Annotated in this window: 19 protein-coding genes; 3 read left to right on the forward strand and 16 right to left on the reverse strand. The window is 41.3% G+C overall.

Annotated elements, in window-relative coordinates:
* Positions 1-5: 5 nt before the first annotated feature.
* The 7 genes from PQO03_RS13310 to PQO03_RS13340 all read right to left on the reverse strand — a co-directional run bounded on the left by PQO03_RS13310 (position 6) and on the right by PQO03_RS13340 (position 11,080).
* Positions 6-584, reverse strand: a complete 579-nt coding sequence (locus tag PQO03_RS13310) for a hypothetical protein (protein ID WP_274153681.1) — start codon at positions 582-584, stop codon at positions 6-8.
* Between the two features lie 61 nt (positions 585-645).
* Entirely contained in the window at positions 646-1,755 is a 1,110-nt protein-coding gene (locus PQO03_RS13315) for an NHL repeat-containing protein (RefSeq protein ID WP_274153682.1), read from the reverse strand.
* Positions 1,756-1,770: 15 nt separating this feature from the next.
* A complete protein-coding gene (locus PQO03_RS13320; protein WP_274153683.1) occupies positions 1,771-3,177 on the reverse strand; it encodes a DUF1501 domain-containing protein in 1,407 nt (468 codons plus the stop codon).
* 10 nt (positions 3,178-3,187) lie between these two features.
* Positions 3,188-6,364: a DUF1553 domain-containing protein gene (locus PQO03_RS13325; RefSeq protein WP_274153684.1), complete on the reverse strand. Its 3,177-nt coding sequence runs from the start codon at positions 6,362-6,364 to the stop codon at positions 3,188-3,190.
* 570 nt (positions 6,365-6,934) lie between these two features.
* Positions 6,935-8,404 carry an IS110 family transposase gene (locus PQO03_RS13330; protein ID WP_274153685.1) on the reverse strand — a complete coding sequence of 490 codons (1,470 nt, stop codon included), beginning with the start codon at positions 8,402-8,404 and terminating at the stop codon, positions 6,935-6,937.
* Positions 8,405-8,985: 581 nt separating this feature from the next.
* Positions 8,986-10,563, reverse strand: a complete 1,578-nt coding sequence (locus PQO03_RS13335; RefSeq protein ID WP_274153686.1) for a LamG-like jellyroll fold domain-containing protein — start codon at positions 10,561-10,563, stop codon at positions 8,986-8,988.
* Positions 10,556-11,080: a sigma-70 family RNA polymerase sigma factor gene (locus PQO03_RS13340; RefSeq protein WP_274153687.1), complete on the reverse strand. Its 525-nt coding sequence runs from the start codon at positions 11,078-11,080 to the stop codon at positions 10,556-10,558. Before PQO03_RS13340 ends, PQO03_RS13335 begins: the two co-directional genes overlap by 8 nt.
* 150 nt (positions 11,081-11,230) lie before the next feature.
* On the opposite strand from PQO03_RS13340, the gene PQO03_RS13345 reads away from it, so the two are divergent.
* Positions 11,231-11,698: a cupin domain-containing protein gene (locus PQO03_RS13345; RefSeq protein WP_274153688.1), complete on the forward strand. Its 468-nt coding sequence runs from the start codon at positions 11,231-11,233 to the stop codon at positions 11,696-11,698.
* A 15-nt stretch (positions 11,699-11,713) separates the two neighbouring features.
* Positions 11,714-12,607 (forward strand): phosphoenolpyruvate carboxykinase (ATP), encoded by an 894-nt coding sequence (locus PQO03_RS13350; protein WP_274153689.1) that lies wholly within the window; start codon positions 11,714-11,716, stop codon positions 12,605-12,607.
* On the opposite strand, the gene PQO03_RS13355 is transcribed toward PQO03_RS13350, so the two are convergent.
* The 5 genes from PQO03_RS13355 to PQO03_RS13375 form a co-directional block, all read right to left on the reverse strand.
* On the reverse strand, positions 12,604-14,214 hold the full coding sequence (locus tag PQO03_RS13355) for an asparagine synthetase B family protein (protein ID WP_274153690.1): 1,611 nt from the start codon (positions 14,212-14,214) through the stop codon (positions 12,604-12,606). The genes PQO03_RS13350 and PQO03_RS13355 overlap by 4 nt on opposite strands.
* Before the next feature lie 150 nt (positions 14,215-14,364).
* Positions 14,365-15,204, reverse strand: a complete 840-nt coding sequence (locus tag PQO03_RS13360; RefSeq protein WP_274153691.1) for a hypothetical protein — start codon at positions 15,202-15,204, stop codon at positions 14,365-14,367.
* A 179-nt stretch (positions 15,205-15,383) separates the two neighbouring features.
* Positions 15,384-15,524, reverse strand: coding sequence for a hypothetical protein (locus PQO03_RS13365; RefSeq protein ID WP_274153692.1), 141 nt, complete (start codon positions 15,522-15,524; stop codon positions 15,384-15,386).
* Between the two features lie 29 nt (positions 15,525-15,553).
* Positions 15,554-16,045 carry a YkgJ family cysteine cluster protein gene (locus PQO03_RS13370; protein WP_274153693.1) on the reverse strand — a complete coding sequence of 164 codons (492 nt, stop codon included), beginning with the start codon at positions 16,043-16,045 and terminating at the stop codon, positions 15,554-15,556.
* 3 nt (positions 16,046-16,048) lie between these two features.
* Positions 16,049-16,327: a lasso peptide biosynthesis PqqD family chaperone gene (locus PQO03_RS13375; protein ID WP_274153694.1), complete on the reverse strand. Its 279-nt coding sequence runs from the start codon at positions 16,325-16,327 to the stop codon at positions 16,049-16,051.
* Positions 16,328-16,699: 372 nt separating this feature from the next.
* Between PQO03_RS13375 and PQO03_RS13380 the strand changes: the two genes are divergently transcribed.
* Positions 16,700-17,179, forward strand: coding sequence for a 2OG-Fe(II) oxygenase (locus tag PQO03_RS13380; protein WP_274153695.1), 480 nt, complete (start codon positions 16,700-16,702; stop codon positions 17,177-17,179).
* A 393-nt stretch (positions 17,180-17,572) separates the two neighbouring features.
* Here the strand turns inward: PQO03_RS13380 and PQO03_RS13385 are convergent, their stop codons facing one another.
* From PQO03_RS13385 to PQO03_RS13400, 4 genes are all read right to left on the reverse strand, one after another.
* Complete coding sequence (locus PQO03_RS13385; RefSeq protein ID WP_274153696.1) at positions 17,573-17,731, reverse strand: hypothetical protein; 159 nt, start codon at positions 17,729-17,731, stop codon at positions 17,573-17,575.
* Between the two features lie 77 nt (positions 17,732-17,808).
* On the reverse strand, positions 17,809-18,123 hold the full coding sequence (locus tag PQO03_RS13390; RefSeq protein WP_274153697.1) for a hypothetical protein: 315 nt from the start codon (positions 18,121-18,123) through the stop codon (positions 17,809-17,811).
* Between the two features lie 39 nt (positions 18,124-18,162).
* Positions 18,163-19,935 (reverse strand): ABC transporter ATP-binding protein, encoded by a 1,773-nt coding sequence (locus PQO03_RS13395; RefSeq protein ID WP_274153698.1) that lies wholly within the window; start codon positions 19,933-19,935, stop codon positions 18,163-18,165.
* A complete protein-coding gene (locus PQO03_RS13400) occupies positions 19,928-20,377 on the reverse strand; it encodes a lasso peptide biosynthesis B2 protein (RefSeq protein WP_274153699.1) in 450 nt (149 codons plus the stop codon). The genes PQO03_RS13395 and PQO03_RS13400 overlap by 8 nt, the downstream gene beginning before the upstream one ends.
* Between the last annotated feature and the right edge of the window lie 74 nt (positions 20,378-20,451).

The following is a 20,451-nucleotide window of genomic DNA, read 5'->3' on the forward strand; positions in this document are numbered from 1 at the left end:
TATATTTATTTTTTAGATATGGCAATACTTCCGTGAGCGGGGAGAGCCGACTCTGACTTATCTTTTGCCTCAGTTACGGAAACTTCACTAATACTAAGTTTACCTTGATATAAACCCATCATGAAAACGAGTGATTTCATATAATTTTTTTCAGGATTGTTGTTAGATTTGAGATAACATGTTGCCGTTTGCCATTCAGCCTTTGGCTCAAACCTTTGATGAAGTCCCATATTGCTTAATGGACTTCCTTGAACATAAGGCTTACCTTTATAGAAATTGGGGTAGGATATGTGATTAATGATGACTTCACCTTGCCCATCACCTTTGAATTTGAATTGAACTTTATAGATTTTGTCATCTTTTGTATCAGCTTCAGTGATAAAGGAAATATAGGCGAATTCGGAAGTATGTGTGATATCAAATTCAACAGTTTTTCTTTTGTATTTAGGTTCAACATTTTCGTATTCTTCTAAAGCAGTGAATTTCCAATATTTATTTTTCTTTTTAAAAGTAGGGTCTTTAATAAGTTCTGCGGCACTTAGGGTAATACAAAAGAAAGTCAGGATAAGTAATAATTTTTTCATAAAGTCTCCATGGTTGATTTCTTATATAAAACCCCATTGATCTGGCCGCGTTACAAAAAAATCATTTTTTTATGATTTCCAATTTTATAGGGTAAGCACCTTTTGCCTTCCATTGCACCACAAAAATATTTCCTTGGGTATCGACACAGAGGTCGTGCACATGATAGAAAGTCTTAGTTGTTTGATACATAGGTTGAATTTCACCATCGACATATTGAGGCTCGCTGCCACCGGGACAAGAAATGACTTTGTTATCTTTATCCAGAATCGCTACAAAACCTGATTCATTTAGTTTTTTGCCTGTACCATCTTTTTTTGACCAACAAACGCCGACATAGAGATTTTCGCCATGGACAACGGCCTGGCCACCAAAAGCGCCAGGGAGATCAATATTTTCGATGAATTTACCGTCCATAGTGAAGACTTTGATCTTATTTTCGCCACGAGAACTGACTAAAAGTTTCGGGTTTTGCGGATCTCGCAAATCAATAGAGATACCGTGGGAGTTACGTAAGATAGCATTTTTATCGGGATCACTAGCGCCACCAAATTTACTGATGAAGCGACCATTTTTATCATACTGTAAAACCCACTGTGAGCCGTAGCCGTCAGCAACATAAATATCGCCATTTGGAGCGACTGCCGCATCACAAGGCATGTATTTTTGTCCGGGTTCATAGGCACCGACTGTTTGCGGATGACCGAGAGCAAAGACTAGCTGTCCTGCTGCGGTAGTAATAGCGACGCGACCCGTTTCTCGGTATTGCTTACCATTTCGTACGGCCCAACCACTATCGACCACAACAAAATGGTCCTTTCCATCTTTTTCAAAAACTTCGATGCCGTGAGCACCAGGGTATTCTTTGATCCATGCCTTCAATAATTTTCCTTCGGGGCTGTACTTAAGGAAGTTGTGTTTATTATCATCGCAGAGAGCTACAAAATTTCCATCTTTGAGTTGAATCATAGCATGGCAATTTTTGATCGGATACTTAGTTTTGTCTAGCTTGCCCCAATCCTTGTGAACTTTGTACTGGTGTGAGCCATGACCGATTATTTCATCTTGCTGTACTTGTTGATGGTCGGGCGCGGCTTTGTGTTTATGGTCATCATTCGGGGCATGTGCAAAGATTGAGAGTGAACTAAGTGCGATAAAGGTGAAGGTTTTCATGTTTTGATCCTGATATTAGGCTAATATTTTTTTAATGATGTGGCCGTGAACGTCCGTGAGTCGGAAGTTACGTCCTTGAAAACGATAGGTGAGGCGCGTGTGATCAATGCCTAGTAAATGCATGATGGTAGCGTGAAAATCATGGACATGCATTTTGTCATTGCCAACGATGTTATAGGAGAACTCATCTGTCTGACCAAAAGTAGTTCCGCCTTTAATTCCTCCGCCAGCAAACCAAGTCGGGAAGCAAGCAGGGTGATGGTCACGACCATAATTCGTCTCAGTCATCTTGCCTTGTGAGTAAGCCGTACGACCAAATTCACCGCCAAAAATGACAAGAGTATCATCCAATAAACCACGTTGCTTAAGATCCATTACTAAACCCGCCGCAGCTTGGTCAGTGTCGCGACATTGACCTTTAACTCCACCAGGACAACCACCATGAGCATCCCAGCCTTGATGGTAGAGCTGAATGAACTTCACATCGCGTTCTGCTAAGCGACGTGCCATAAGACAGTTGTTTGCAAAGCTTCCGGGTTTCTTGACGTCAGGACCATAGAGTGCCAGCGTTTCTTCGTCTTCATCACTCATGTCTACAGCATTAGGGACTGACTTTTGCATGCGATAAGCCATTTCATATTGCGCTAAACGCGAATCAATGGCAGGGTCAAAAATCTTATTCTTTTTCAAGGCTTCTAATTCTTGAATAGAGTCGAGCACGCTACGTCGAGAATTACGGGCAATTCCGCCGGGGTTATTCAAATATAAGACAGGATCATCTTCTGGTCGAAACATCACACCTTGATACTCGGATGGTAAGAAACCATTGCCCCAAAGTCCTGCAAATAGTGGTTGACCACCTTTGCCTTTAGTCCGCATCACAACAAAGGGAGGCATATCAGGGTTATCAGTTCCCAAACCATAATTTAACCAAGCACCCATAGATGGTCGGCCCGCAAGTTGTGAACCAGTCTGTAAAAAAGTTTTAGCAGGACCATGATTGATGGCCTCGGTATACATGGTTTTTACCAGTGCAATATCATCCACGATTTTAGCTGTATGAGGAAGTAGTTCACTGAGCTCCATTCCACATTCACCATGTTGAGAGAACTTGTAGGGGCTAGCTGCTACAGGTAAGGAAGATTGATTGCCCGACATACCCGTAAGTCGTGTTTCACCAATGATTGACTTGGGCAATTCTTTACCATGCATTTTTTTCATCAGTGGTTTATTATCAAAGGTCTCAAATTGAGAAGGTCCGCCACCCATGAAGAGATAAATAACACGCTTTGCTTTAGCGGCATGATGAGGGGCACCTAAAATGCCTTTTGAGGGATCAAATGTATTTTCGGCAGCACTTAAATTTAAGCCTGCGGAACTGCCTAGTGCGGCGGCCATTTTTAAAAAGTTTCTTCTATCCATAATAATCTCCTTATCTCAACATGTAGTAGGAATCGAGGTTCAAAATAGTATTGGCCATCACGGTCCAAGCGGCGAGTGTAATATCATCTTTATCTTTCACAGTACTTTTGCCCACTTTGCGTAAGTTCTTGGCAACATCGGGTGAATTCTGAAAATAAGTCTCTTGTTCATTGAGTAATTTTTCCAAAATCTGAAGTTGCTCTTTATTCACCTCAGAACCCGTTAAGCGCTTGTACATACTTTTGAGTTTACTTTTTGAATCACCGTCTTCTTTTAATACCTGACTAGCGAGTGACCGTGCACTCTCGATCACTTGTGGGCTATTCATGAGTACGAGGGGTTGCAGTGGCGTCGATGTTTTTTCACGCTTCACGGAACAGATCTGACGACGCGGAGCACCGAAAATCAACATTTCAGGTGATGGTTCACTACGTCTCCATTGGGTATATAAACTACGACGATATTTATTATTTTGAGGATTATAAGGTTTTGCACTAGCGCCACCAAGTTTATCGCTTAATAAACCTGCGGTATAGAGTGCATTATCACGCAACATCTCAGCAGTCATATAATAAGAGGGACCGCGTGCCAAGAGTTTGTTGTCGGGATCTTTTTCGTGAAGTTCCTTAGTCATACTTGAATCCTGACGGAAAGTTGCGGACATCACCATTTTTTTGAATAAGGCACGAACATCCCATCCTGTATCTATAAAATCACGAGATAGATAGTCGAGTAAGTGTGGATGGCTTGGGAAAGCACCTTGTGAACCAAAATCATTTGTCGTTGTTACTAAGCCTTGGCTAAAGACCATTTGCCAATAACGGTTCACAGTCACACGAGCCGTGAGCGGGTGCTCGGGGTGCGTAAGCCATTGAGCAAAGCCCAAACGATCTCTTGAATACTCTTTACCAAAAGGAAAAATTTTACTCGGTGGACCTGGTTCCACTTCTCTTTCTAAATCCGGTGTACTATAAAGCCCGCGCTTAAGGACATAAGTTTTACGACGCTCAGGCATCTCTTTCATAACCATCATATGAAAACGCGATCTATAATATTCGTTGTAATCACCACGTTTAGCCATCAGATCACTGTAAGCTTCTTGATACTTCTGGTTCACTTGACTTAGGTAGTATTCATAGAGCTCGTCATCGTTGATGGCTTTAGTTCCTGCTTGAAAATTTTCACGTACTTCAAGACTCGTTAAGCGACGATCAAAAATTTTCAGTTCATCAACTTTTGAGTTTTTGAAACCCATGTCCCGCATACGTGCACCAATAGCTAATTGCTTGCCATTATTTTTCTTCTTCTTTTTAGCCTTGGGGTCTTTTTTGTCGGCTTCAGCTTTTTTTGCTTGTGCGAGTATTTGCTTTTCAGTAAGTGGTTTTTTATACCAAATTTCTTTCGTTAAGTTATCTTTAATGACTTCAGTCTCGAGCAAAGTACCATCGATATAGAGTTTCAGTCCTTTAGCCTTAGATGAACCATCATAAGTCATGGTCACTTGTTGCCAATCATCGAGTTTTAAATTTTCTTTAGCACGGATACGAATTTCATTGCCTGGGGAATAGTGAACGAGAGCAAAACTTAATTTTCCTTCGTCGACTAAGAGTTCATAACCACGACTAGCGGCATCTGTCCAAGCTTGTGATCGGTGTAAAATCACTGCGCGTTGGTGTTCTATGGGGGTGTTTATCCAAAGACTAAAGGAGAAGTCGCGATGGCGTTCGTAGGGGCCAATGGGGCCAAACTTAAGTTCACTATCGCCATCTAATAAAATAGCTTTGCCTTTTTTGCCGTCAACAATTTTAGAATAAGAAGCATTAAAGGAACCTGCTTTTGTCTTATCTACTGCGTTAGGAATTTTATTCTTTAAGGCATCATCAAAACTAAAATCACCAACAAGGCCCTTGATTCCAACTTTTTGATTCCAGGTTTTTTTCCAAGTCGTGAAATTTTTGGCTTCATCTTTTTTAATTTGATGAAGTTTCGCTAAGGCATGGGTCCGGGTGTTTTCTTTTGTCTTCAAAAGCTTGCGTTCGTCATCCTTTAATATGGGCATGCTCGGACTGGGGATTGAGCTCGTAAAGAATGAATAAAGTCCGGCTTCATCAATGTTATTAAATAAAGCAAAAGTCTTGAAGTAATCTTCTTGTGAAATGGGGTCATATTTATGGTCGTGACAACGGCAGCACTCCATGGTTAGCCCAAGAAAAACTGTCGCTGCGGTTTGCGAACGGTCAGCTACATATTCAGTACGGAATTCTTCGGGTACTGAACCTCCTTCTTTCTTCTGCATGTGCAGGCGGTTGAAAGCAGTTGCCAATTTCATCTGATCATCGCTATTGGGCAATAAATCACCTGCGAGTTGCTGCTTAATGAATTCGTCATAGGGCATGTTTTTTTGAAAGGCATTCAAAACCCAGTCACGCCAAGGCCAGACATGGCGATTGCCATCAGTCTGGTATCCGTAGGAATCCGCATAGCGTGCGGCATCCATCCAGTCAACAGCTAAATGTTCGGAAAATTGCTGTGAGCTAAGAAGCTTATCGACTAAGTTCTCATAAGCTTTGCCACTCTGGTCATTTTTGAATTCCGAAATCTGTTCTGGACTAGGGACCAATCCTGTTAGAGTTAAATAAACACGACGGAGCAATAATTCGGGGTCGGCTTCTTTTGCTGGGTGAAGGCCTTCTTTTTTTAGAGCAGCACCAACAAAATGATCGATTGCATTTTTTGCGGAGGGCGCAGACTGTGCGGGGATCGCAACTTCTTTAGGTAGCGGTTTGAGGGACCAGAGTTCTTCGTATTCCGCTCCTTGCTCAATCCATTTCTTGATGCTCGCGAGTTCTTTCTCAGTGACTTTGCTGTGACGCTTGGGCGGTGGCATGATTTCGTCGGGGTCGTCAGTGGTGAGACGTTCCCAGAGTAAGCTATCTTCTGCATTGCCTGGAATGATCGCAGGATCGAGCTTCTTGATTTTGCCACTACGACTCTTATGAAGGCGTTCTTGTGTTGCAAGATCAAAAGTGTGTAGCTGAAGTTTGCCCTTGATGTCTTCGGCGTCAGGGCCGTGACAAAAATAGCATTTCTCGGAGAGTATGGGACGAATCTCTTGGTTGAAGGATACTTTTTCTTCTGCCGCTAAGAAAGTGGCGCTGAACAGAAGGAGTGATGGAAATAACTTCATAGGCAAAATCTCTTGTTTTTAAAAGTTTATTATATGTATTACCAGTAATACTCCCGCTCGCTTACAGATTGCCCGCACTTTTTTGAAAAAACTTTAAGTTTAAGCAGCTGACGCCGTAAGATGAATGCGAGCACTCAAATCGCCGAGTTAAGGGCCGGCAGGTCCTTACGGGGAGCTCTACTGAGTGGGAACTTAAGAGCTTCCCTGAGTTTCAAGCTCTTTTTGGAAAAATATGAATTCGACAATAGACTAGCCTCCCAAAATCTAAATTTTTTGAAATTTCAGGATGGTGATTCGTTTTTTATCATAATCGTTTTAGAAATGAGTGAAGATCGAAAACCTGTGACTTCACTATTGTTTTAACTGCGACCTTGTTGGTTTATGACGAATTCTCGGCTATTAAAAGTAACTTATCTTCTGAGCCGGAATGAAGCTTCCAGAGCATTTTAGTCAAAACTCGAAATCCGTATTCTTAAGTGATCAGTATTCGTATTTTCAGTACGAAGCCGAGGGGTACAAATAGACGTTTTCCTTTAGTTCAACTCACGTCTAAAACGCGCAGAAGATAAATTACAAATTGATGTCTGAGTCTTTTTGTTCTAATGACTCAATTAGGTGTTTCCATTCCACTTCCATTTGTGTGAGGCAGTTGTTTTCGGGTTTTATGGAATCAAGATCAATCCCTTTAAGGTTATTATGCATTTTCTCAAAAGTACTCATTACGTAAATTTTAAGTTCATAGACACTTAATTCCTTGGCGGGTAAATAGATTGTTTCTCCTCGGACCATGCCTCTCATTTTACGAATAATCATTCGTGCAGTACTTAAACCACTCTTTCCATTGCGAGCGCTGACTGTTTTATAATGCCTCATAAGCTTATGCTCTTTAAGTTGAGGCAATAGCGATCCCGCAGTATGAGGGGTAAGTGCGGTTTGATGTGCGGCTTGGAGTAATGCATCTTTGAGACGACGGTTACATTTCTTTGACAAGCCTAGTACAATCGCTGGTTTATCTGGTCCGCCACTTTGCATAGTGCGAGGTGCAATTCCAGCATAAGAACACATTTGGTTCAAACTACTCCAAGTATCTGGATGACCAAATTCAGCGGCGCATGTTGTGGCTCGCACAACCCCGACACCTGGGAGGGAATGCATACTGCTGTAGGGTGTCTGAACTAAGCTAATAGCCAGTTGCTCCCATTCAGAATCACAGACAGCCTCCAAGGCTTTATAGAGTTGGATAGCATGTTCTAGTGACCGACTTAATGAATCAACAATTAGTTTTGACGGTGCGATACTAGCCGCCGCGTGCGCTTGTAGTTTGATAGCTTTTTGAACAGGGTGATATTTCCTCATTTTCACAACTAAGGTAGCTTGCTTCATATTGCGAATTTTATAGATTGAACAACCTTTGCTCATCAACTCGATACTAAACCTGCTATACGGTTTTATACCACTTTTTCGAATATTCAAAAACCCAGGAAATACCTCGTCAATCAGTTTTCCTATACGGTTCTTCTGACGTGAAAAATCTTTTTTATAACGTTTATAATAACGTGAACTACGCTTAAGGTTGGAGTAGATCTGTTGCTCTTCACCTAAAGGTCTTGCACGACGATTGAGCACGGCATTTGCGATGCCATCCAAGTCAATGGTGTCACTGGATGCAATTGAATTCTTACGAAATTTCTTGGCTTCTGCTGCATTGACTCGTAAGACAATATATCCTTTATGTTGTAACTCATGCATAAAATGGAGGCAATAACTATGGGGGCTCTCAGTTGCTATTAATACATGTTTTTTCTGAATACCTTTACGCCCGCAAGCAGAATCAATACGCTGGCATAAATAGTCTAAGCCAGCCTGGTTATTAGTCACATCGAAGGATTTCTTATGTAAGTAATCTCCTGTCGCATCACAGATACGTACGACATGCTTTTCCTTTGCAAAATCGAGTGGAACCAATAAGATTTTCACCGCATCTACTTCTTTAAGAATTTGCGTTACAACTTGACTTCGGTTAGTGTAAATAGAGTTCATTGGACTCTCCCTGTTTGATGTTTATTAACTCTCAGGCTCAACGGCTCATGCTGTTGATCGCACTGATCATTACCTTAAACAGGGATTTTTATTTTATCTTCTTCGTTCTTTAAAAGCATGGATTAGATTTATCGCTGCGCTCTAATCCATCCTTTTAAAATCCCTTGAAGTACAGTACAAGGGTATTTATAGCTGCGGTTAACTTTTTTAGTAGGGCCCCGAGGGCTCCTCGGCCACCGGAGGGTGCTGCCACACAGGCGATAAAAATATCTGGGGCTCCGCCCCAAACTTCACTTAAGGTTCTGCCGTACGGGCCAATAATTTTTATCCGCCTGTGTGGCAACACCCCTTAAGAATCCCTACACTCGGAGCTTCGCTCCAAGGCTTTACCGTCATACCTTCGGCATGAATATCATTTTTTAACAATAGCCACCGGATAAATCCGGTGGCTACCCTACTACATACCTTCGGCATGTGCTTAAGTTCCCACCCAATACGGGGAGCTCGAAGGGCAGCGCTGCCTCGTGTGCGAAGCAACAATAAAACAGTTAACGACGGAATCGAGAGCCGAGGAAAAAACTTTAAGGTTTACCACTTTCGTAGAGATTTTTAATTTCTTCTGAAGCGAGGGCGGAGGAAAAAATAATAAATTCATCCATGCGTCCATTAAAGCTACGTATGTCTTTATTGTTCTTTGGATTATTACTCCAGTTAGCGATCTCGCTATTGCCCAATTTTATTGTTTGGGATTTGATGATTTCACCGGAGTCAATTAATGCTCCATTGAGGTACTGACGTATTGCTTGATTCTTCGAATCATAAACCATCGCTAAGTGAGCCCATTCGCCCATGGCATCCAGTTTTATGACTTGTGGTGAAAAAACGTTGTAAGCAGAATCATAATAGTTGCCAGAGCGGTTTGCTGAATGTTTGGCACCAAGGATCATTTCTCCAGAATCACTCAATTGCCAATGCAGTGCCCCCGCCTTGAATCCGTCAGTGAGTAAGAGCGAACTGAGCCAACGATCAAAACTATCTATTTTGACCCAGCAAGTCATGGTCATAGCGTCGTATTGGCCAGGAATATGAAGGCGAATGCGATCGTTAATGGATTTGAAATCGAGTGATGATTTACCTTTCCAGCGTCCCTCAGACCATTGAGCACCAATGATAGCGCCTTCCATTTCTCCATGGCTAGCTTGGTTTTGTAGGCTTCGTTGCCAATCATTTTCTTTGCGGAAATCATAGAGCAAGACCAAGTCATTGCGATTCTTGAGTTCTTCTATATGGCTTTGCCACTCAGCTTGGCGAGCTTGAAAATGATCTTCTTTTAAATTACCAATTTGGCGGTAGGAGATGAAGTCATCACGTGATGCGATTTCCGAAAGTAATTGATTCTGATTATCCCAAGAAATAGAGTCGTCTTTCAGTAGAGTTTTGAGTTTTTTGTTGTCATGATGGATTTCAACTTCGCCATCAAGAACATGGACTTCGGGGGAAGGGCTATTCATATCAATAGCAAATTCAGTACCGAGGTCGTGGACTTGCATATTTCCCGTGTCTACGATAAAGCCTTGAGCGGTCTCAGGGACTTTAACGTGCATTTTTCCCGAGAGGCAGGCAACTTCCATGGCACTCTTGACATTGATTTCTGCGGGGCCTTCTAAAACCATGGTAGCACCCGAGAAAAATTCGATTTGGAGAATACCGGATTTGAGTGTTATCAAGCCAGGATTAAGGGCTTTAGTTTTCTGAATATCCTTGCCAAAATCAACATTGATCATCTTGGTGATTTTAGCCACAGCATTATGTTTAAAGTCAAGAGTTTTTTCTTCCGTTAACTCAGGAATATTATTTTCTTCAAGAAGTACTTCTTGATTTTCGCTAGGCTGAAATACGAGCGCAAGATTAATGATAAAAAGCGCTGCTGCAGCATAGATCCATTTATTGGCTTTCTTCTTTACTTTTGATTGGGGAAAAGCAATGATATCATTTTCAGCATCGGCAATCTCTTTTAAGCCTGCATCAATATTTATATACTCGATCAGTTTTTGGCGAGCGTCTGCGGAATCCGCAAGAATTTGCTCGAGTTCAATGGATTCTTTATCGCTGATGAGGCCATCGCAGTAGGAGGCAATAAGTTTGTCGCGTTTATCCATGACTAGGAGCTCCATTTTCTTTGACGCATTGCATCAGCTTAATACGAAGGCGGTCAAGCACTTTGTAAAGAGATCCCGGTGAGCGCCCTTCATTCTCGGCGAGTTCTTTGATACTAAGGTCTCGAGAGTAAGACTGGATGAGTAAATCCTGCTGCTTTTGTTCAAGTTTAGCCACACAAGTTTTAAGGGAGAGGCGTTGTTCGCTGAGTTGATCTTCCATGTTTAAACATTCTTCTGCAAGTAGCTCTAGAGTTGCATCGGAGAAGACGTGGCGATCACGACTTTTTTTACGACGATATTTTAGGACTTCAAAGCGTGCGACCATACTGGCCCAAGCTGAGAAACTGCTGCCAGGCTCAAACTGATCAAATTTCTTCCAAAGCACCATACTAGTTTCTTGAATGACTTCATCGACATCAAACCAAGTGGGCAAAAGTTGACGCAAGAAGGCGCGCAAAGCGGGCAATGCTTTGCCGTACTCAGCAATAAATAATCCATAATTATCTTTATCAGTCATAATTGTATCCAGATGATTCTTTTTACTATTATACTCCCGCCTAAATCGAAATTGCCCGCTCTTTTTAACTTTTTTTTTAATTCATGAGCTAAAGAAGCTTTTTTTTTAATCATTTGAACTAAGGTAAGTGAAATTACCTTGAGGATAAAAGTGAATTCACGAGCATTAGAATTAATCAAGAAGCTAGAATTAAGCGAGCACCCCGAGGGGGGCTTTTTTAAAGAGACCTGCCGGTCGGACCTAAATGTGTTTTCTCCCACTGCAGAATCCGAAAGATCTGCAGTGACTGAGATTTACTTTCTTTTATGCAAAGGACAAGTCAGTCGCTTTCACAAAGTTCTTCACGATGAGTTTTGGCATTTCTTCGAGGGCGCCCCCTTGCGACTGATTGATGGTGATATGGAAAGTTTTGAAGAAGTTATTTTAGATCCAGCAAACTGTCAGTATCAGCATTGTATCCGCGGTGGACGTTGGCAAGCAGCGGAAAGCACCGGAGATTACACTCTTGTAGGCTGTACAGTAGCACCCGGCTTCGATTTTGCCGACTTTTCCTTTTTATCGGAAGACGAATCCGAAATAATACAGAATGATTTTGCGCAATACGCAAGATTTATTTAAAGGGCCTCTGCTAAGGTGTATAAATACTTTGCTTATGGCTTAAATATCAGCTCAGAAATCGAGCTTAATGAACTCATTGCTAAAGATTTCTCTGAGGATGCTGTTCTTGAGATCGTTTTAGCTGAAGTTCCCGAGCAAATCACGGGTCAAGATTGGTATGGTGGTTGGTGGCAAGCTAATGATGATGAGCTTCTTTTTTATTATACAGACGTTATTAAAGCCTTGGTATCTCGCGATGGAAAAAAAATAAGTCTAGAAATCCTCACCGAAGATATGTTTCAGCTTCGTAGTTTTCTCTATAGTCGTGTTTTGAGCGCGTGCCTCTTGTTAAGGGGTTATTTTTTACTTCATGGTGCTTGTGTTAAAATTGGTGATAAAGCGGTGGGTTTTTGTGGGCCTTCAGGCGTTGGAAAATCCACCTTAGCTCTAGGCTTCATGAATCAAGGTGATACAGTTTATTCCGATGATGTGATCGCTTTGAAAATCGAAGAAGGGAAATTGATGATGTACCCCGGTTTCCCCCGTTTACGGATTACTGAAGAGACCATGAATGAAAGTTCAATGAAAGCTAAAGCATTTGAAGCTATTGATCATTTCCCCACAAAATTAAATTATGTAAAGAAGTTTAATTTTTGTACGCAAGTAATCGAATTAAATGAACTACTTATTTTAAATCCTAGTGAATGCACAAAGCCAAATTTAAGGAATGTCAGTGGTTGGGAAAAATTAAATATTTTTGAAGAAGGGCGCTATCGAAAAACTTTAGAAAAATTGATTTATCGAGATGAAGAAATGCTCAAGAGACGCACAAAGGTCGCTAATGTCGCTAAGTGTCACTACCTAGATCGATCCAGTAATTATTACTGTGTAGAAGATATGATCGATTATATCTTACTGGAGTTCAGTTAAAAATCCTTGCGCTTAGTTATGTTTTTTTTTGCCGATGATTTATAGAGTTCTTCACAGGCAATAAGTGAATATGCGGGGATGAAAAGCTTGTCATCTTCACGAGCTTTTTTGAGGTAGTCCTGATCTATGAAAGGGAAGTTAAAGTCTTTGTTTCGTTCATTTTCGAGTGTATCCCAAATTTCCTGGAGTCCGGGGATGATACTGCCACCAATACCCTTGTCATAATTATAACGTATTGACGCCGGAGTAAGGTCGGCCATGGATTCATTACGAAAGAGGTAGCGATTTTGGTTGAGATAGATTTTGCAATGAGTGGGTAATGAATTAAAAAAATCTATAAGATGAATATCCATCAGCGGATAGCGGTATTGCAGGCCGAATTCAGCAGCTAATTGATAAGACTCTTCAAAGCGCTGAGCGGTATGGGTGCGGTTAGGGAGCAAGTATTTGGTGTATTCGTAAGTACTTTTTCTGGGCAGGCCTAGACCCTGTTTTTGGGGAGCTAGGCGAAATCCTGGTTTAAGGAATTCTTGGTCGCCTGAACTATCGAAGAAGGTAGGCTTGCTCTTAAAGAAGTATTTATAAATAATATGACAGAAAGTATAAGGCCAGAGCTTAGGGCGATAGTTTTTGGCTTCGCGGTAGAGGTGGGCCCATTGACGGTTTTGGATAAATTCTGCATGCGCACAGCTTGTAGCGCGTTGGCTGACGCCTTCGTCGCCACCAAAGCCAGAGAAAATGATTTCAGCTCCTGTCTTTCCTGCCGCTTGCATCAGTTGGCGAGCGTATTCATTAACCCCTGCACGGGGAGGCTGGGCAAGTACTTTCGTGACCCAGCGACAGTCATCGGCTACATTAGCGCCTTTCTTTGTGATTAGTTGATGGCTTATCTTGGAGTGCATCTTCAAGAAATTATTTACTAAATGGCGCTCGTCATCTCCACTCTCCGCAGCATGTGTAAAAGCCTGAATGGGTGCGCCTATTTGTGAAGCGATTGCTGTTATGGAGCTTGAGTCAACTCCGCCGGTAAGTTCACAGGCTAGAGGTGTACCATCTTTGGGAAGTCTTTGTTTAACGGCGAGAGTCAGTTTTTCTCTAAAAATCCGACAAGCCTCTTCTCGTGAGATATCAATGGTTTCTGGTTTAGTCATTTCCCAATAGGGGCTGATTTTTAGCTGACCATTGTTGACTGTCAAAATGTGAGCAGGAGGCAAACGAAAAATATTTTCATAAGCGGTTTCGTGTTGCTCTTCTTCCCAACCATTTAAATAGCGTATGACCCAATTATCATTGATTTGAGCAGTGAATTCTGGGTGCTTAACTAAATTTTTGAGTTTTGTGGAATAGAAAACTTTGCCATTTTGAAAGCTGTAGAAAAAGGGGATAATCCCCAAATGATCACGGGCGCCAAAGTACTCATTGGTTTTTTGATTATGAATGAGAAAAGAGAAATCGCCATAGAAATTTTTGACACAGTCTTCTTGATGCTGCGAGTATAAGTCTAAAATGTATTTTTCTTCGTGATTGCAGAAGGCCTGAGGGAGTTCGCAGGTTAAACTGATATCGCCTTGGATGCTGATTTGGGAGTGAGAAATCATGGGTTTCATATGTTGCTTATTAAACCTACTTTAAGATGATTATTCAGAGGCACGATGCATCGCATACGAGATGGATGCTGTCCCCTCGAACTCCCCTTGCAAGGATTTGCCAATCCTTGACCAGGCGATTAGGGTTTTGACCGGCTTTAGGATAATTCTTTACTTTAAAGCCTTTTTGACGAGTTCAAAGCATTCAAGGCGAGATTCTGATTGGCTTGGGCGAGAAAGTTTAAAGACTCGCAGCTCTTGCAAGATAGTGAATGACTGTTGATTGAACTGCTGCTCTAAAGCCATGGCTTCGATCACGGGACGATGATAATAAGTCTCCCAGAATGTTTTGACTTTTTCGAGGCCTTTCACTTCTTCGATGCGGGGAGAGTCTAAGGTCTCATCCGTTTCTAGATAGATCAGGAAATCTAATTTAGATTCTTGATCAAATTTTTGATTGCTCGTATCTAATTTGTATTTTTCTTCATCATCCCAAAGTTTAGAAGTTAGTAATGAATCAAATTGGTTGAAGTCTAAGTCATTTTTCCATAAGCGAAGAAAGGGGAAGCCCGGTAAAATATTATTGTTCTTGTTATCAAAGCAGATGATCTCATCACAGAAAAAAAGCGCACCCGCTTGATGAAACTGCGCGGCCAGGCTGGATTTTCCTGAGCCCGAATCGCCACAAAAAGCGATGTGTTTATTGTGCCATATACAGCTATTGCCATGTAAAAGTAAATGTCCCCGCTGCAGGAGTAAGAGCCCAGTCACAAAGCTATGGAGATAGCCTGTAAAGGAGAGTTTTTTATTGTGCAGTTCGTAGTGAATCGTTTCGCCATTTGAAACTAAGAAATCGGCGATGCCGTCGATTTTTAGCAGCGCTTTACTTGAACTGAGCTTCAGGCAAGCATACATTTTCTGACTAGCTTTGGGAAAAGTCAGCTGATGGGAAGAGCTTAAGTTTGGCGGCGAGCCTTTGAAGTACGCGGCCTGGGGGCAAGCTTTAGACATATTTTGATTACTTGATTCATTTCAGTATGTTAAAGAGTTCTAGATCTAGAAAGCAAAGCCGCCATTGAAATGCAGCGAGGACTTAGCTTTATTCTAATCTCCGAATTTATAGCGCATTTACTTGAAAATCCAGTAGAGTTCTCTAAGTAGGCACAAGTAGAAGTCATTAGAGATGTGTTTTATGATTGAAGGTAGTGCTTCCCCTGCTTCCCATTTTTGCCTGGGGCGTCTTCATGGTCCTTAGCCTTTTTCCCTCCTGCCGTTAGTTTGATGTTTATAGCCCTTATGGAGGGAGGCTGCCATTTTGATTTCGTATTCATGTTGATATGCCTTTAGTCGTTTTTTTATGTCATTGGTGAAATGAACTAAGTCGTTCTTGATACAGTGCCCATTCTAATAATAATTGGCTATGCTTAATTTTAAAAGCTTTTGATTCTAGCGGAGTTTTATTCTTTTCAAGAAATGAATTGAAGGCATCCTGAAGTCGGTCATTAGGATTGACGTCGGGAATCAGTTTATACAGTCGAGTTTTTTGTACTTTGAGCTGATGAATTAATGTTTCGAGCTCATCAAAGTCAATCTGGCCTTTGGTGAATTTTTTTAGTAAGCGGCATTTAAAGTCGCCACAGATATCGGGGCGTTTTTGTTCGTAAACAGTACAGCTTTGATCAAAATAGCTACAGGGTTGCTTGAACCAATAAGAGTCATCGATGATCTCAGTTTCCATTTTGGGGAGTAAGATTTCATCTTTGAAAGAGACTGCTCTTGTAAATAGGGTGCCATCGCAACAAAAACCACAATTTTTGCAGAGTTCTTGTTCTTTGTTTTCAGGTATAGCCATTAACTATTGTGTGATCAAAGTTTTTTTCTCGAGCATATCGAGGATAAAGCTCATGCAATCTTTTTCACATTGATCTTTTGGTACATCAAACTGCTCAAGAAGCAGGGGTACTAGTTGACCTAAGGAAGCGGGTTCTTCGAGCAGTTCCCAAATGATGGATCCTATGGGGTCAAGTCCAAAATATTTGCCTTCTTCTATGCTCATCATCACAATTTCATCGTCAATTTTACTTGAGATGATTTCCGGATTTCGAGCCAGGATTGTATCAGTAGTCAATTTCATGTTTTTTCTATAATTTGGTTACTATATAATTAATTGTAATATTTAAAATAAAGGTTTCAATATGTGGGCTATTAATAGAAGGTGAAATTGTAAAATTAAAAAGGGTCTTGTTTTACCTTGTCGATGATGATATATAGTTTTTATTAAAATTTTAGGAATAAAGATGCAGGACGATTTTGTTGAAGTAACCCAGCTATTTGTGGATAAGGAGATAGCTTTCCTTGTGAATCTAGCCGAGGGGTAGCACCCGTTGCTTATCGAGTCTTTGAAAATGTATTCAAGCAGGATTTTAGGGATGCCTTATGGAAAGAACTTAGAGATAAACGTGACGCCTTTAGTGATTCGGAAGTTTATTCTACAGAAGGAGGCGCTGTGGATAAGGGAGTTCGCGATTCCGAGTGTCTTTATGGGAAATCTTTGGGTGGGATAAAAGAAGTATTTCTAGAAAAAATCTGTGATTCTTATGAATCAGTCGAAAACTTTTTTGGTAGCAAGGCATCAAGTCTTTCTCCAAAGGAAATTGAATTAAATGTTTATCATAAAGGAGTGGGCTTTAAACGTCATACTGATAAAGGCAAAGCAGAAGGTGATATTGGAAGTCGTGAAATCACTTATCTTTATTATTTCTATAATGAGCCAAAAGCTTTTGAAGGTGGAGACTTAGTGCTCTTTGATACAAATAGAAAGACAGGAGCTTGTGGTGATGAGTTTACGAGAATTGCAATCAAAAATAATATGCTTTTATTTTTCCCTAGTGATTGTTGGAATCAAGTGACTCAGTTGAAATCGGAAGGCGCGGATTTCTATTCGGGGCGTTTCACGCTAAATGGTTGGATGCATTCAAAGCCGTAAATGGATTGTAGGTCATTGGTTTTCCTCATCTATGAGTCACTCAATAGTTCAGTATTAGTGAAAAAGAATATTCTTATTAAGAATTCATATAAACCAGATTTGATGGCGCCAATTATGGATAAATATATTTGTCAGTACACTGCTTATTGATTATAAAAATGCGATCACGGATCATTATTTTGGTTAAATGGGCAGAGATTCATTTAAAATAATAAGAGTTGCCTTCCACCTTGCGGAATATAACTTCATCTTTAAAAGATTCGCCTCTGGTAAATGAGGTGTTGTTACGCAATTTCATACAGCGTCTTGATTGGTAGGAGTAGTTCACTTCTTTAGAAGTGAATTTGCACTGCCTATTGTTTTTAAGAGCTTCGAAAATTTGACGGTGAGGATCTAGCTAGCTAAGCCAATTCCACGATCTTTAGGATCAGTACTGTCCGTTTTATTAGGTTTAAACCATGTTTCTACATGTCCTGGTACCGCTCCGCCTAAGGTGCCTGATCGGGTGTTCACAGTTGTAAGTTTGGGAGGTGTCCAAATTGATTTTTTCATTTAAAACCTTTCGAGTTTGAGCGTTTTTTTGTATTATTACGATGATAGCGTGGTATGTTTGATAAATTTATCATCATTCAAAGTTGCCCGAGAATGCTATTCACAAGAGTTAGCTCTGATGAATGAGGTGCCGTAGCAGCGAAGCCACTTCTATTACAGCGCTCTTGCTCTAGGTTACGTTCGATATATTTATTTTCTTTGGGAAGGTATGAAATGAATTTTAGTTCTTGGCCGTATTGACACATGGCTATTTGATGAACTAAAAAATTGATATTATCTCTTAAATCTTGAAAAGCTTGAGTCAATTTCTCGATGTTCGGCGTCAATATTGTATCCGTTAGCACGTCAGGCTGGGCTATGGTTTCAATATGAAGTTTTGTCAGTCTAGTCATGTTTTTAATCTAAATTTTATGTTTGATTTAGGTCGAGACTCATTCTGAATTGAGTAAGGATGAATAAGGACCGCTTGCCTTAATTAATTCTTGGTGGGAGCCGGATTCGACTATTTTTCCTTGGTCGAGGACGAAGATTTGATCGGCGTCTTTGATGGTGCTGAGATTGTGGGCAATGATGAGGGTGATGATATCTTTTTTATTTTCGAAAACGGCTTTTTGGATGAGGCACTCATTGATGGCGTCCAAATGGCTTGTCGCTTCATCTAAGATAATGAGGTCAGCATTGGCCGCAAAAGCACGAGCAAGGCAGAGGCGTTGTTTTTGGCCGCCAGAGAGTTTGATGCCATTTTCCCCCACATAAGAATCGAGACCCAGCTCGAGGCTTTGAATGAAATCAAAAATTTGAGCCCGTTTACAGAGCTTGAGCAATTGTTCGTCATTCAGGTTTGCATCAGCATAACGGATGTTATCGCGAATTGTGCCATCGAAGACGAAGCTATTCTGATGAACAATGGCGAGATGATTGATGTAATCATCTTTGTTGAGTTCTTGGATGTCGCTATTATTGACGAGAATTTGTCCTGAAGAGGGCTGTTGGAAGCCACAGATGAGATCGGCGAGAGTACTTTTCCCCGAGCCACTAGAACCCACAAGAGCGTAAGTCTTTCCTCTTTCCATAGAGAAAGAAATATGGCTGAGTGTGGGAGTGTCTTTGATGTATTCAAAGGATAAATCCTTGATTGCGACCGTTTCGATTTTTGAATTCAACGTGGCTTTGTTTGAGTCGGGAGGATTATCAAGATCTTCTTCTAAAATGAGGTGATAGCGCTCAAGGCAGGTGAGACCCGACTGAGTCGCACTAATAGAAGAAAGGATATTAAAGATAGGACTCATCAGCTGAGCGGCAAAAAATTGTACCACGACTAATTCACCTAGGCTCATTTTTCCACGAATGATCATAATGGCGCCACCCGCGAGGATGAGTGAAGCAGCAATGGCGTGCATAAAGGACCAGAGGCTATGAATTCCTTGGATTTGCAGGTTTGATTTGATCTTGGTGTTATTAAGGTCGCGATGACGCTGGCTGTGATTCTCAATTTCTTGTTCTTCTTTAGCATGGGAACGGACTGTGCGAATACCTTGGAAGATCTCGCTGAGGAAGCCATGGATGACCGCTTGCTTCTCGTGCATTTCTTGGTAGAGGGGGCGAGTTTTTCGGGTGAGGTACATGCAGAGCACTGTCAAAACGCCAAGAATGAGGATCATGCCAAGTGAAATCATGGGGCTCAAATAAAAACAATATGCGAGAATGATAAAAAGTCTTAGTAGTGCATTAGCGGGGGTGAGGATGATTTGATTCGCTAAAGAAGTGATTTGGCTGATATCATTGGTGAAGCGTGAGATCAGTTCACCCGATTTGGTTTTGTTGAAAAAATTGAGGGGCAAGTGAAGCACGTGGCGATAGAGCTTGTCTTGTAAGCTATGGTTAAAGGAAGTTCGAAAGCGAAGTTGGATATGCTTTTGAATAATGCCGAGAACTTCACTCAAAGTATAAGCAGCGAAAAGCGCGGCGGCCCAGAGCAGGATCGCATTTTCGCATTCTTGTGCGGGAAGCGCATTTTCACCCGTGAGGTATTGATCGACAATTTTCCCGCTGATTAATGCGGGGATAAGGCCGAGGGCATTGGCAATTATCGAGAGCAGTAGTGAGCCGCTCATTATCTTTTTGTAGGGAGCTATCTGCTCAAAGAAAGCTTTCATTTGATTGAGGAAGCTTTTGCTAAAGAAAAATTCTAGTCGTTTACGCATCGTGGGGCTCATGGGTGAAGCTATTGATAACGGTGTATTGTTCGATGCCATTATCGCCAGTGACGATGTATTGATGATGACGCAACCAGGCGTGAGCTTTCATTTCTCCCTTTTCTTTGAGTAGGCCAAGATAAAGGGTGGAAGAAAGATTTTTTTTATTGAGAATCCTGTGGCCGGCAATGGCCTGTGGGAAACACACACATTTCCAGGGGAGAAGTTCAGCAATGCGAAAGATGAGTCGCTTGGTCATTTTGATTTCAGGACTTATTTCTCGGCTTGCTTTCGAAGACTCGGATTCTTTCTCGCCGAATTTTCCCGCAAGAGTTTTAAATTCTTGACTTTTTAACTGCATGCAAGCCAGGCAAAGTTCCAAAAAAACTTCTAGTGCTAAAAGTTTAATTTTCATGGGGAGTTTGATGAAGGTGAGAAGGCTTCTGAGCATGCTTGGTTTCGAATTAGTTTAATTAGATTTTATTGTAAACCGAGGAGGACTAAAAATCAATAGTTCCCGAGAGA

It is taken from the genome of Lentisphaera profundi (assembly GCF_028728065.1).
GTDB classification, from domain to species: Bacteria; Verrucomicrobiota; Lentisphaeria; order Lentisphaerales; family Lentisphaeraceae; genus Lentisphaera; species Lentisphaera profundi.